The sequence below is a fragment of the Burkholderia sp. BCC1644 genome, assembly GCF_902833225.1.
Lineage (GTDB): Bacteria > Pseudomonadota > Gammaproteobacteria > Burkholderiales > Burkholderiaceae > Burkholderia.
Window position 1 is genome coordinate 612,687 of sequence record NZ_CADFEI010000001.1, and the last position, 12,981, is coordinate 625,667.

Here is a 12,981-nt window from a genome sequence, read left to right on the forward strand (position 1 = left end):
CACGGCCTCGTCAGATGAAGAAGTCCGTGTTTTCGCGGCCGAGCATCACGGCGCCGAGGTTCTGGCCGAAGCGGTCCACGTTGTTCGCGTAGTGCGCGCGGGCCGCATGCAGATCGAGGAAACGCCGCACCAGCGGATTGCGGTGATAGATGCCGTTGCCGCCCGCGTAGCGCAACAGCGTATTCGCAGCCTGCGCGCAGCGCTCGGCGACCTGCGCGGACTGGTAGCGGAAATGCACGCGACGCTCGATCGACACGGCCGGCCCGCCGGTGACCGACGCCATCAGTTCAGCGAAATTGCGCTTGAGCAGCACCTTCATCTCGTCGATCGCGACGGCCGCGTTCGCGCACGCGTTCTGCGCACCCGGATCGTCGGTCGTCTTCGCGCCGCTGTTCGCGGACACGCGCGTCGCCGCATAGCCGGTGAAATCGTCGAGCGCGCCCTGCAGCGCGCCGATGCACGACGTGCACACCGCGCGCACGAAGATCTGCGCGAACGGCAGCTTGAACAGCGGCGCATCGTTGATTGCGAGGCCGGGGCTCGTGCCCATCATCCCGTCGATCGCCTTGTGCGTGCGGTACGCGGGCACGAACACGTCGTCGACGACGATATCGTGGCTGCCCGTCGCGCGCAGGCCGAGCACGTCCCAGTCCTGCTGGATCCGGTAGTCGGATTTCGGCAGCAGGAAGGTCCGGTATTCCGGCGGCTGGCCGGCAACGGCCGGCGGCACCAGCGCGCCGAGGAACACCCATTCGCACAGTTCGCTGCCGCTCGAGAATTTCCAGTGGCCCGACAGGCGGAAGCCGCCGTCGACCGGCGTCACGCGGCCGACCGGCATGTAGGTCGACGCGATCAGCGTGGCCGGGTCGTTGCCCCACACGTCCTGCTGCGCGCGTTCGTCGAACAGCGCGAGTTGCCAGTTGTGCACGCCGACGACGCCGTACACCCACGCGGTCGACATGCAGCCGCGCGCGAGCGCCATCTGGATGTCGAAGAAGGCCTGCGGATCGAGCTCGTAGCCGCCGTAGCGCTTCGGCTGCAGCACCTTGAAGAAGCCGGCGGCCTGCATGTCGGCGATCGTCTCCGCCGGGATGCGGCCCTGCGCTTCCGCCTGCGCGGCGCGGCCGGCCAGCGTCGGCGCCAGTGCCTCGGCCCGGGCGATCAGCGTGGCGGCCAATGCGTTCGAATCGTTGTCGCGATGCACGAATGTCTCCTGTGGAACGGGGGCGGCGCCGCGGCGCCCGCCCCGCTCTCGTTCAAAATTGTTCGGCGCGGCCTGGCCGCGGGCGATGCTCGCCACCACCGATGGTCGGCTTCGCGCGACCGCGCCGCATCGTCCGACCGGACGGGACGACGGACGCGGCCCCGTGCATCACGCGCAGGCGCGTTCCTTCTCCTTGTTGAAGAACGGGATCACGTGCTCGCCGATGTTGCGGATGGTCTCCATCTGCGCTTCGTGCGGCACCGTGCCCATCTGGCACAGGAACAGCACTTCGTCGACGCCGGCTTCCTGCAGGCGGCCGACATAGCCGATGCAGTCGTCCACCGTGCCGTACGCGTGGTTTGGGTTCATCATCGCGAGCGCCGGGTCGGCGAAGTTCACGACGACCTCCTCCGACGCGAAGCGCGAGCGGATCACCATCTCGCCGGTGTCGGCCTGCACGAGGTCGTCGCCCCACTTCGCCGGGTCCGGACGCTCGCCGCCCGTGTACCAGTAAGCGAGCGATTCCATGAAGTAGCGCTGGCCGCGGATGCCGATCTTGCGGGCAGCCTGGCCGTCGGCCATCACGACCGTCGGGCACAGCGCCGCGAGGTGCTGGGTCGGGCGGAAGCCGACCTGGTCTTCCGGCTTGCGGTTCGCCCACGCTTCGCGGTACACGGCGTTCTTCTTCGCGACTTCGTCCGGACCGCCGAAGCCGAGCACCAGCGCGCCCATCCCGCGCTGGCCGGCGCGCAGCAGCGCGTCGGTGTTCGTACAGGCGAGGTACATCGGCGGGTGCGGATCCTGGAACGGCTTCGGGTGGATCGGGCGCTTCGGGATCTTGATGTACTTGCCGTCGTGCTCGATCTCGTCCTGCACGAACATCTTCGGCACGAGATACATCGATTCGTCGATCATCGGCTGCAGTTCGTTGAGGTCGTAGCCGAACGCGCCCGCTTCCTGCTGGCTGCCGCCCTTGCCGACGCCGAAATGCACGCGGCCGCCCGACAGGATGTCGAGCAGCGCGACGCGCTCGGCGACCTTGATCGGGTGGTTCATCGCCGGCGGCAGGCACACGACGCCGTGGCCGAGGCCGATGCGCGTCGTGCGGCCGGCCAGGTAGGCAAGGAAGGTTTCCGGCGCGCTCATGTGCGCATAGTTGGTCAGCGACGTGTGCTCCACGCACCAGATCGTGTCGAAACCGACCTGCTCGGCGAGCAGCGCCTGCTCGACCGTTTCCTTGAACACCCGGTGGTCGCCCTCGCGCGATGCGTCGGTGGTCTGGGCTTCGTAGATGAGGGAAAACTTCATTGCGTACGTCTCCATGTATGTTGGACGAGTCGGGGTCGCGCAGGCCGCCCGCACGATACGGACGAATAGCGACGGTCCACGAATGGGAGTGTCGGCGCGCCGGCTGGCGCGGGCATCATCTGTTCGGAGTAGCTGCACGCCTGCGGGGACAGAGGGGTTTCACCGTCATCCGATCGGACTGCGTGACGGCGCGAGCGACGCGCTAGCATCGACCGGCGGCGCATTGCACGCCGCCCACATCAAGACAAGGGAGAACCGGAATGAAGGTATCGATGCTGCTGTATCCGGTCGACGACATCGACACGGCGCTGCCGCTGTTCGTCGACGGGCTGGGCCTGAACGTGAAGTTCCGCGACGGCGACCGCTATTGCGCGCTCGACGGCGGGCCGCTGACGATCGCGCTGGTGGCGGGCGACGAGCAGATCGTCGAGCGCGCGGCGCTCACGCTGCGCGTCGACGAGGGCGACGACCTGTATGCGGCGATGGCGCGGGTCGTGAAGGCCGGCGCATCGGTGCGCGTGCCCGTGCAGGCCGGGCCGCACGAATACCGCGCGGTGCTGGAGGACAAGAACGGCGCGCTGCTCGTGATTTCGCAAAAGCGGTCCGCCTGACGATGCGCGGCGCCGCGCGGGCGCCGGATGCCGGCGCATTGCGTGCATCTGCCGGCATGAGCGGCATCAGGCGTCCGTGCCCGACGCTCGCAGGTCGCTGGTTTCCAGCAGCTCGAGCAGCGTGCCGGCCGGCTGGCTGAGCCGCTTCGCGGCGAGCGCGATGAATTCGACGTCCGGCAGCACGGGCAGCCCGTCGCCGTTCACCGGCGGCGCCAGGCCGCGCGCGGACAGGTATTGCGACGTCGCGGTCAGCCCGAGCCCCGCACGCGCGGCCGCGATGCAGCCCGGCTGGCTGCTGCTCGAACACACGACTTCCCAGCCGATCCCTTTTTCCGCGAGCGCGTTCAGCACGACCGCCCGCGTGACGCTCGGCTCGGCCACCAGCACGAGCGGCAGCGGCCGTTCCAGGTCGACGACGGTGCCGGGCCGCGCAACCCATTCGAGCCGCGCGCGCAGCAGCGGCGCGCCGCGCCGCTCGCCCAGCCGCCGCTTGCCGACCATCAGGTCGAGCGCGCCGGCGTCCATCAGTTCGTAGAGCCGGCTCGTCATCCCGGTCGTGATTTCCAGCGCGACGTCCGGATGCGCGGCGCGGAACGCGGCAAGCACGTCCGGCAGCGCGACGAGCGCGAGATCGTCCGACGCGCCGAGCCGCACGCGCCCGTGCAGCCGCGGCTTGCGAAACTGCGATTCCGCGCGATTGAGCGCCTGCAGGATCACGTTCGCATGCACGAGCAGCGCCTCGCCGTCGGCCGTCATCGCGATCGAATGCGTATCGCGCACGAACAGCCGCCGGCCGACGCTCTCTTCGAGACGACGGATGTGTTCGCTGACGCTCGACTGGTTGAGCCCGAGCTGCCGGCCCGCTTCGGTGAAGCTGCGGCAGTTCGTGACGGTCGCGAACGTCTTGAGCCAGACGGGATTGAGCATCCCGCATTGTCATCGGCATTTTCGATGACAGTCAATGCCTTCAGGCAGCTTCCCGATGACCAGCGGAATCGGTACCATCGAGCGCTTGAAGTCCGGCAGGCGCCGCGCGACCGCGCACGGGCGCACCCGCACCGGACCGTCGCACCATCGATTTCGCCATGTCCCGGGAACCCACACACTCCGCGCTGCTCTGGATCGTCGCCGCTGCGTTCTTCATGCAGTCGCTCGACACGACGATCGTCAACACCGCGCTGCCTTCGATCGCCCAAAGCCTGCATGCGTCGCCGCTCGCGATGCAGCCCGTCGTGGTCGCCTACACGCTGATGATGGCGATGCTCACGCCGGCGTCCGGCTGGCTCGCCGACCGGTTCGGCACGCGCCGCGTGTTCTCGGTCGCGATCCTCGTGTTCGTGCTCGCGTCGATCGGCTGCGCGGCGTCGCATACGCTCGGCCAGCTCGTCATTGCGCGTGCCGTGCAGGGCATCGGCGGCTCGATGCTGCTGCCGATCGGGCGGCTGGCCGTGCTGCGCCGCGTGCCGGGCGAACAGTACGTCGCGGCGATCGCGTTCGTGTCGATCGCCGGCCAGCTCGGCCCGATCGTCGGGCCGACGCTCGGCGGCTGGCTCACGCAGGCGATTTCGTGGCACTGGGTGTTCATCGTCAACGTGCCGGTCGGCGTGGTCGGCTTCATTGCTGTGCAGCGCTACCTGCCGCACGACCAGGCGACCCAGCCGCCGCCGTTCGACTTCATCGGCTGTGCGCTGCTGTCGGTTGCGATGATCGCGCTGTCGCTCGCGATCGACCCGCCGATGCCTGCGCATCGCGCCGCCTGGGCGGCCGCGCTCGCCGTGGCCGGCCTCGCGAGCGCGCTCGCGTACCTGCCGCATGCGCGGCGGCGTGCGCAGCCGCTGTTCCGGCTCGGGCTGTTCCGCGAGCCGAACTTCGGTTCCGGGCTGCTCGGCAACCTGCTGTGCCGGATCGGCACGAGTTCGGTGCCGTTCATGCTGCCGCTGCTGATGCAGGTGCAGCTCGGCTATACGCCACTGCAGTCGGGGCTGATGATGCTGCCGGCCGCGATCGCCGGCGTGATCGCGAAACGCTGGATCGCGCCGCTCGTGAAGCGCTTCGGCTACGCCACGTTTCTGGTCGTGAATACGGGAATCGTCGGCTGCGCGATCGCGGGGTTCGCGCTGGTGTCGGCGCGGCCGGCGCCGGTGCTGGAGGGAGTGCTGCTGATCGTGTTCGGCGCCGCGAATTCGATGCAGTTCGCGGCGATGAACGGCGTGACGCTCAAGGGGCTGTCGCATGCCGACGCCGGCAGCGGCAACAGCCTGTTCACGATGATGCAGATGCTCGCGATGGGCCTGGGCGTGTCGATCGGCGGCGGGCTCGTGAACCTGTTCGCCGCCTATCAGGGCTCGATGGCGCACGGATTCATGCTGTCGTTCGCGTGCATGGGGGTCGTCACGTTGCTGTCGTCCGCCGTGTTCCGGCGGATCGATACGGCAGCGCCGCCAACGAACGCGGCGGCGCGACCGTCCGCGTAAGCGCGGCCGTCAGTTCGCCTGCCGCCGCTCGACCACCCGCTTGAGCACCCAGCGGATCGACGAACCGTCGGCCGGCGGCTGCGCGACGTGGTATTCGTCGATTTCAAGCGTGTACAGGTATCCGGGCTGATAGGCGAACCCTTCGATGCCGGCGTACCACAGGCTCCACGGCTCGCTCGGGCTGCTGCGCACCTGCAGGCACTCCATCGGCGCGACGCCCGTGCAGCGCGCGGACTGCGGCGCGACGTAGACAGTCTTGGTCACGGGCTTGCCGTCGGCCGGGCGGGCCGCATTCGGCGCCGTGGCGGCCGCGTCGGTCTGGCATCCGGCGAGGAGCGCGCTGCCGGCAATCACGGCCGCGCCGAGCAACGTTCGGGTCTTGTGAATCATCTGATGTTCCTCTGGAAGCGTTGGAGGGCCGATTAGACGACCGGCGCGACGAGAAAGTTCACAAATACCTTACAGAACGCACTCGACCACCCTCATTCATGGGATGTCGCGCGCGAACCGATACGTTACCGTGTTCCGGTTACGCCACGCGCATCGCCGCCGGCGGTCCGAACGTGCACGCCAGGCGCGCTGCGACCCGGCGGCCGCAACAGGAGACATCCCGAATGACCACGGCGCCCCCGGCCCCGCCGCCGAACCTTGCCCAATCGAAACTGACGCTCGAGCAGTTCGACGCCCTGCTCACGACCATCTACGAAGGCCCGCTCGAAGACGTGCCGTGGGGCGCCGCGCTCGAGCAGATCCGCGTGCACCTGCACGCGAACTACGTGACGATGATCCTGCGCTGGCCGGCCAGCGGGCAGACGGGGCTGATGATCAACGCGTCCGAGGCGAGTGCGCCGCTGACGGGCGTCGCGTCGTACAACACCTACTACTACGCACTCGATCCGTTCGTGAACCTGCCGGCCGATCGCGTCGTCACCGTCGACGAATTGCTCGGCGTCGGCGTCTGGCGCAACAGCGCGATGTATGCCGAATTCCTGCAGCCGTTCGACGTCGGCTATCTGATGGGCGCCGACCTGCGCACGCACGACGGCGTCGAGTGCCGCTTTCGCGTCTGCCGTCCGCATCGTGGCCATGCGTTCTCGGCGGCCGACAAGGCCGTCTGCAACGCGCTGCTGCCGCACCTGAAGCGCGCGGTGCGGCTGCACGCGAAGTTCGGGATGGTCGAATCCGAGCGCACGCTGTATGCGAGCACGATCGACCGTATGCTCGTCGGCACCGCGATTCTCGACGAGCGCGGCACGATCATGCGGACCAACTCCGTCGCCGACGAGATCTTCGCCGAATGCGACGGCCTGCGCGTGCGCGGCGGCACGCTCGAAGCGTCGTATCCGCTGGAGGACCGCAAGCTGCAGAAGCTGATCCGCCAGGTGCTCGCGGAACGCACGGGCGTCACGCCGTCGGTCGCGCACGCGATCGCGGTGCCGCGCCCGTCCGGCAAGCCGCGGCTCGGCGTGCTGATCCGTGCGGTACCGTTGAGCGAGTGGTCGGAGGACAATCCGCGCCGGCCGGCGTGCGCGATCTTCATCCGCGATGCCGAGCGCAAGTCGCAGGCGTCGCACGACATCGTGCGCAAGCTGTTCGACCTCACGCCGGCCGAGACCGCGCTGGCACTCGCGCTCGTCAACGGGCAGACGCTCGAGGAAGCGGCCGACGAACTCGCGATCAGCAAGAACACCGCGCGTTCGCACCTGCGTGCGATTTTCTCGAAAACGGGCGTCACGCGGCAGGCCACGCTGGTGCGGATGTTGCTGAACAGTGTGCTGTCGCTGGGGTGAGGGGTGCGGCATGGACTGGCGGCGGAGCCGGTTGCGGCGTTCGCGCGAAACGCTCGACGTCGCGGCGCACCAAGCCCTCGCGCACGGCTTGCGCCGATTACATTACGATGACGGCACCCATAACAACATGACCCTCGACAATGGCCGATAAACGATCCGGGATTCCGACACGCAAGCGCCGCCTTGCCACCGCGATGACGAGCCTGCTCGTCTGCGCCGCGGCGTTGACCGCAAGCTGGCGCGTGCAAGCGGAACAACACAACGATTTCATGAAATTCCTCACCGGGCCGACGTACGACGGCCCGGTCGCCGAACCGAAACTGCGCACGGCGCAGGACCGCGAGTTCGCCAGGAATATTCGCGACGGCGCCTCCACCAATGAAGTGACATTCGCGAGTCGTTACATCCTGTGGACCTTTGATTGCGGACACAGTGACAATTGCATGCGGGTATTCGCGCTCGACGCGAAAACGGGCGACGTGTACTGGTTTCCGTACATCGTGCGCGAGCTGACCATCGCGGACGACACCACACCGACGGACTTCCGCTCGGACAGCCGCCTGCTCGTCGTGAACGGCAAGCCCGACGGTCAACCGCGCGGCCAATACCGCTACCTGTTCGAGAACGGCAAGTTCCGGTTGCTGGACAAGCACGCGGACCGCTGACGCCACGGCACGTGGCCGCGGGAATCATGCGGTCGTGACAGCGGCCCGCCCGGCGAGCGTCGTCGACGACCGCTTCACCGCGCATCGATCGTGTACCATCGACGCTTCCCGATACGCTTTCACGCGCTGCCTGCGTCCGCCCGGCCACGCCCGCGCGGTTCGCGCAGCGCGCCCTCCCTCGCATGCCCCCACCCGTTCCGTCCGATACCGCACTGCGCCCGCTGCCGATCGATTCGCTGACCGTGCCGGCCGCGCTCGACGGACGCGCGGGCACCAACCGCTCGGGCAGCGCGCATCCGCAGATCGCCGCGGCCAACGATCTCGACGCCGTGCGCGCATGGCTCGCGCGCTTCGTCGATACGCCGACCACGTTCCAGAACTACCGCAAGGAAGCCGAACGCCTGCTGCTGTGGGCCGTGATCGCGTGCGGCAAGCCGCTGTCGTCGCTCACGCACGAGGATCTCGTCGTCTACCGGCAGTTCCTGCTCGCGCCCGCGCCGGCCGACCTGTGGTGCGCAAACGGCGGCCGCAAGCATCCGCGCGACGATCCGCGCTGGCGGCCGTTCTACGGGCCGCTGTCGGCGGCCAGCCAGCGGCAGGCGCTGGTGATCCTGAACGTGATGTTCTCGTGGCTCGTGCAGGCCGGCTATCTGGCCGGCAACCCGCTCGCGTTGTCGCGGCAGCGGCAGCGCCGGCCCGCACCGCGCGTCACGCGCCATCTCGGACAGCCATTGTGGCAGTCGGTCAAGGACGCGATCGCCGCGATGCCGCGCGACGATGCGCGCGCAAGCTTCCATGCGGATCGCGCGCGCTGGCTGTTCACGCTGCTGTATCTCGGCGGGCTGCGCATCACCGAAGCGGCCGACACGACGATGGGCCAGTTCTTCTGCCGGCGCGACGCGAACGGGCACGATCGCTGGTGGCTCGACGTGACGGGCAAAGGCGGCCGGCAGCGGCTCGTGCCGGCCACCGCCGAGATGATGGCCGAGCTGTCGCGTTACCGTCGCGCGCATGGCCTGCCCGCGCTGCCGTCGGACGGCGAGCCCACGCCACTCGTGCTGCCGGTCGGCCAGACGCGCAAACCGCTCACGCGCGCGGCGCTGCACCGGATCGTGAAGCAGGTGTTCCGGCACGCGGCCGACCAGCTGCGGGCGAACGGCGAAGCCGGCGACCAGCAGGCGCGCGTGCTCGAACAGGCGTCCGCGCACTGGCTGCGCCACAGCGCGGGCTCGCACATGGCCGACGGCCGTGTCGACCTGCGGCTCGTGCGCGACAACCTCGGCCATGTGTCACTCACGACGACGAGCCAGTACCTGCACGCGGACGACGACTGGCGTCATCAAGAAACGGAGGAGAAGCACCGGATTGGTTGGTAGGCAGCAGGCGGTCGGTAGCAGACGCGCTGCGTGCTGTGCGCGAGTACGTGCCGCCGAACTCGATGTCGACACCGGCCGGTGTTTCGCCCTCGCGCTCAGTGGTCGAGTTCGAGTCCGCCGAGGCCGCCGTTGCTGCGGCACTTCGCACGGTCGCTTTCCGCCGGCACGTCGATCTGGCCGCACAACGCGTCGATCCGCTTGCGGTAACTGTCGATCAGGCACTGCGCCGTCGTGCAGCGGTTGCGCGCCTTCAGCCACACCTTCTGACTCGCGACGAACTGGTGATATTCAGGTGGATCCTCGACCGGATAGTTGGCGAAATCGTCCACGACGCGCTTGTAATCTGCGTTGAGCGCATCGTCGAGATGCGACAACGCCGGATTGCCGCAGATTTCGCGCTCCACGAACGTGGACGCCTTCGCGCAATCGAACGACGCAGCCTGTGCGCCGGTCATGCCGGCCGCGACGGTCAGCGCAACGAGCCATGCCTTCATGTGGGTGCCGTAGAAAAAACGGCGGCCGTGCATCGGGTCGCCGTGGCGGACGAACGGGAATGCCCGTCGCCGGAAGCCCGTCGCCGGAAGCCCGTCGCCGGGATCCGGAAGCTTAGGCCAATGCGCATCGCGGTTCAATACGCCGCCCCGCCTCCCGGCATCCGCACGGCCCGTCACGCCCGGTCAGTACACGGCCACCCAATGCCCGGGCACCCACGCCCAGTGATTGCCGGCCCAGCGGTAATGCCCCTTCGCCCAGTGATAGCCGGGCGCCGGCGGCGGCGGCGCCACCTCGACGAGCGGCGCCGGCTGCGGCGGCCGCACGGGTTCGACCACGCAGGCGGACATCAGCGCCGCACTGGCCGCTACCAGCACGGTGAGCGAAACGGATCGGATCTTCATCATCTTGCATTCTCCCTTTTGTGTATGAATGGATCGGCACGGAAGCGGCAACGCACCGCGTCACGCAGCGCCGCGAATCAGGCCGGTCATGGGCCGCGTCGCGCCGCTTTCCGCGAACAATGCGGACGCGGTTCGACGAGGGTCGAGCCGCAGGCTTTCGGCGGCCGCACCCGAGATCAGCGCGTCGAGCGACGCGGTCGGCTTCAGGTCGCGCCCTTCATACAGGTCGCCCGGCCGCAGCCCCGGCCAGTCGGCGATCACGCGGCCGCCGGCCACCGCGCCGCCCGCGAGCATCGCGACCGACGCCTGCCCGTGATCGGTGCCGCCCGTGCCGTTCACGGCCGCCGTGCGGCCGAACTCGGTCGCGACCAGCACCGTGGTCTGCTGCCAGGCGGGCCCGAGACCGTCGCGCAGCGCGGCGAGCATCGTGTCGAGCGCTTTCAGCTGGTTCGCGAGCCGCGCGTTCTGCGCGCTGTGCGTATCCCAGCCGCCCGTCTCGATCATGGCGATCCGCGGGCCGTCGTCGCGCGCGAGGAACGTCGCCGCGAGCTTGCCGACGCCGGCCGGATCCTGCCGCGCATGCGCGTCGCCGGCGAGGCCGCGTGCGTCCATCGCCGACTGCCACAGCGGGCCGAGCTGCGCGTCGGCCTCGTAGAGCGACGACACGCGCGCAAGCAGGTCGTCCGGCGCGGCCGGCAGACCGGATGGCGCATACGACGCGGCCTGTACGGTGCCGCGCAACGCGAGCGGCACGGTCGGCGCGAACGCGATTGCGTTCTCACGCGTCGCCGGCAGCAGCGCGGCGAGCCGGTTCAGCCAGCCGTCCTTTACCTGGTACGGCGCACGTCCGCCCGTTTCGAGCACGTTCTGGCCGTCGAAATGCGAGCGGTCGCGATACGGCGACGCAATCGCATGGACGAACAGCGCCTGCCCGTCGCGGTACAACTGCGCGGTCTGCGCAAGCGACGGATGCAGCGCGAACGTGCCGTCGAGCCGCGTCGCGGCCGCCGTGTCGATCGCGAGCGGGCCGCGCAGCGTCGCATACGCGGGTTCCGCATACGGGACGACGATGTTCAGGCCATCGGCCGCGCCGCGCTGGATCACGAACACGAAGCGCCGGTCGGTCGCGACATTCGCGAACACGATCCGCGGCGCGACGAGGATCGCGCCTGCGCCGGCGGCGGCAACGCTCAGGAATTGTCGGCGTGACAGGGCCATGGTCATCTCCGTTGGAAATCGGGCGAGACGAGCAGCAAAGCAAGCGACGTCGTCGCGCTTTCCGCGCGCGACAGTGCGGTCGCGGTCGGCGTGCTCATCGAACCGGCAAGCAGCGTGTTGCCGAGCGTGCGCGGATCAAGCCGGTCGCCCGTGCGCGCGGCCAGCCGCTGGGCAATCTCGACGCGGCGCACGAGCGCGTCGGGCGCGGCCCAGCTCGCGGCAACGTCGTCGTAGCCGGCCGGCGAACCCGGCCGCCACACCGGCTGGCCGAGCTGCGCGAGCAGCGGCGCGGCCTTCAGGTCGCCCGTGTCGCGCCAGCCGAGCCCGCGCAGCGACGACACCGCCCACTCCCACGGCGTCTTGAACTTGCGGTTGACCGGCGACCACGCGTCGGGCGCATCGACGAGCGCGCGATAGACGGTCGGCAGGTCGCCGCCGCTCGCGTCGAACGCGCGGGCCAGCCGCTCGGTCAGCGCGGGCGGCGGATTGTCGGCGACGAAATGACGGGCGAGCTGGAACGCGATGTGCCGGCCCGTCGCCTCCGAGCGCGCGAGGTCGTGCAGGATCGCGCGCGCCTGCGCTTCGCCCGGCTGGTCGTAGGTGCGTCCCATCACCGTGCGCGTGCCCGGTTCGTGCAGCTTCGGGCGGAACACGAACGCACCGGGTGCGGCATCGCCCGGCTGCGGCCCGCGCCCGCCGGCGATGCTCCAGCCGGTCAGCGCACGCGCGAATTCCGTCACGTCGGCTTGCGTGTAACCGGTGCGTACGCCGAGCGTATGCAGTTCCATGATTTCGCGCGCGAGGTTCTCGTTGAGGCCGCGCTTCGCCGAGGGATTGCGTGCTTCGGCGCGCAACGCAGCCGGGCTGTCGGGGCCGACCGAGCGCGCCTGGTCGAGGAACACCTGCATCGCGGGATGCTGTTCGACGGCGACGAGCATGTCCTCGAAGCGGCCGAGCACGTGCGGGCGGATCGCGTCGCGTTCGAATGCACCCGCATACGCGGCCACCTGCCCCTTGTCGACCGACACCGCGAAATGGTTCGCCCAGAAATGCACGAGATGTTCGACGAACGGTGCGGACGTGTTCAACGCACTGTTCATGCGTGCGGTAACCGCACTGCGATAGGCATCGTAGCCATCGCGCCGGATCGATTGCGCGGTCGCGCGTTTCGCTGCCGCGTCGTCGCCCGTCATCGCGTTGCGCGCGTTCGCGAAGCGTGTCGCGAGCGCGACCGCGTCGGGCTCGCCGGCCCACGCGGCGGGCCGCGCGTCGTAACGGTCGAATTGCGCGACGAGCGCCGCCTTCGGGTCGGCAGGCGGCGCTTCGTCGGCCCGCGCGCCGAGACCGAAGCGGTTCAGCGCAATCGCGGCCGGCGTGATGTCGTTCGGGTGGTCCATGACGGGCTCTCTCGCGGTGCGTACCCACGTTCAACGCGGATG

General features: G+C 69.2%; 13 protein-coding genes. 5 read left to right on the top strand and 8 right to left on the bottom strand.

The annotated features are described in order from the left end of the window. Window positions 1–10 precede the first annotated feature (10 nt). The gene (locus HWX87_RS02720; protein WP_176045549.1) at window positions 11–1,204 is read right to left on the bottom strand and encodes an acyl-CoA dehydrogenase family protein; all 1,194 of its coding nucleotides are present in this window, start codon (window positions 1,202–1,204) and stop codon (window positions 11–13) included. Window positions 1,205–1,372: 168 nt separating this feature from the next. Continuing rightward, a complete protein-coding gene (locus tag HWX87_RS02725) occupies window positions 1,373–2,512 on the bottom strand; it encodes an LLM class flavin-dependent oxidoreductase (protein WP_011355016.1) in 1,140 nt (379 codons plus the stop codon). Window positions 2,513–2,772: 260 nt separating this feature from the next. Between HWX87_RS02725 and HWX87_RS02730 the strand changes: the two genes are divergently transcribed. Beyond that, complete coding sequence (locus HWX87_RS02730) at window positions 2,773–3,123, top strand: VOC family protein (protein ID WP_176045550.1); 351 nt, start codon at window positions 2,773–2,775, stop codon at window positions 3,121–3,123. Window positions 3,124–3,189: 66 nt separating this feature from the next. On the opposite strand, the gene HWX87_RS02735 is transcribed toward HWX87_RS02730, so the two are convergent. After that, window positions 3,190–4,050 carry a LysR family transcriptional regulator gene (locus HWX87_RS02735; RefSeq protein WP_176045551.1) on the bottom strand — a complete coding sequence of 287 codons (861 nt, stop codon included), beginning with the start codon at window positions 4,048–4,050 and terminating at the stop codon, window positions 3,190–3,192. 158 nt (window positions 4,051–4,208) lie between these two features. On the opposite strand from HWX87_RS02735, the gene HWX87_RS02740 reads away from it, so the two are divergent. Beyond that, window positions 4,209–5,597, top strand: a complete 1,389-nt coding sequence (locus HWX87_RS02740; RefSeq protein WP_176045552.1) for a DHA2 family efflux MFS transporter permease subunit — start codon at window positions 4,209–4,211, stop codon at window positions 5,595–5,597. Between the two features lie 9 nt (window positions 5,598–5,606). On the opposite strand, the gene HWX87_RS02745 is transcribed toward HWX87_RS02740, so the two are convergent. Then, window positions 5,607–5,987 carry a DUF4377 domain-containing protein gene (locus tag HWX87_RS02745; protein ID WP_176045553.1) on the bottom strand — a complete coding sequence of 127 codons (381 nt, stop codon included), beginning with the start codon at window positions 5,985–5,987 and terminating at the stop codon, window positions 5,607–5,609. A 224-nt stretch (window positions 5,988–6,211) separates the two neighbouring features. Here HWX87_RS02745 and HWX87_RS02750 point away from each other — a divergent pair, with 224 nt between their 5' ends. From HWX87_RS02750 to HWX87_RS02760, 3 genes are all read left to right on the top strand, one after another. Continuing rightward, a complete protein-coding gene (locus tag HWX87_RS02750; RefSeq protein WP_176045554.1) occupies window positions 6,212–7,387 on the top strand; it encodes a LuxR C-terminal-related transcriptional regulator in 1,176 nt (391 codons plus the stop codon). 194 nt (window positions 7,388–7,581) lie between these two features. Next, complete coding sequence (locus tag HWX87_RS02755; protein WP_176045555.1) at window positions 7,582–8,052, top strand: hypothetical protein; 471 nt, start codon at window positions 7,582–7,584, stop codon at window positions 8,050–8,052. A 182-nt stretch (window positions 8,053–8,234) separates the two neighbouring features. Then, window positions 8,235–9,428, top strand: coding sequence for a tyrosine-type recombinase/integrase (locus tag HWX87_RS02760; protein WP_176045556.1), 1,194 nt, complete (start codon window positions 8,235–8,237; stop codon window positions 9,426–9,428). Window positions 9,429–9,523: 95 nt separating this feature from the next. On the opposite strand, the gene HWX87_RS02765 is transcribed toward HWX87_RS02760, so the two are convergent. The 4 genes from HWX87_RS02765 to HWX87_RS02780 form a co-directional block, all read right to left on the bottom strand. Further along, window positions 9,524–9,922, bottom strand: coding sequence for a lysozyme inhibitor LprI family protein (locus HWX87_RS02765; protein WP_176045557.1), 399 nt, complete (start codon window positions 9,920–9,922; stop codon window positions 9,524–9,526). 183 nt (window positions 9,923–10,105) lie between these two features. Continuing rightward, window positions 10,106–10,324, bottom strand: coding sequence for a YXWGXW repeat-containing protein (locus HWX87_RS02770; protein ID WP_176045729.1), 219 nt, complete (start codon window positions 10,322–10,324; stop codon window positions 10,106–10,108). A 60-nt stretch (window positions 10,325–10,384) separates the two neighbouring features. Beyond that, window positions 10,385–11,548 carry a DUF1501 domain-containing protein gene (locus tag HWX87_RS02775; protein WP_176045558.1) on the bottom strand — a complete coding sequence of 388 codons (1,164 nt, stop codon included), beginning with the start codon at window positions 11,546–11,548 and terminating at the stop codon, window positions 10,385–10,387. Then, window positions 11,545–12,939, bottom strand: coding sequence for a DUF1800 domain-containing protein (locus HWX87_RS02780; RefSeq protein WP_176045559.1), 1,395 nt, complete (start codon window positions 12,937–12,939; stop codon window positions 11,545–11,547). The genes HWX87_RS02775 and HWX87_RS02780 overlap by 4 nt, the downstream gene beginning before the upstream one ends. Window positions 12,940–12,981 lie beyond the last annotated feature (42 nt).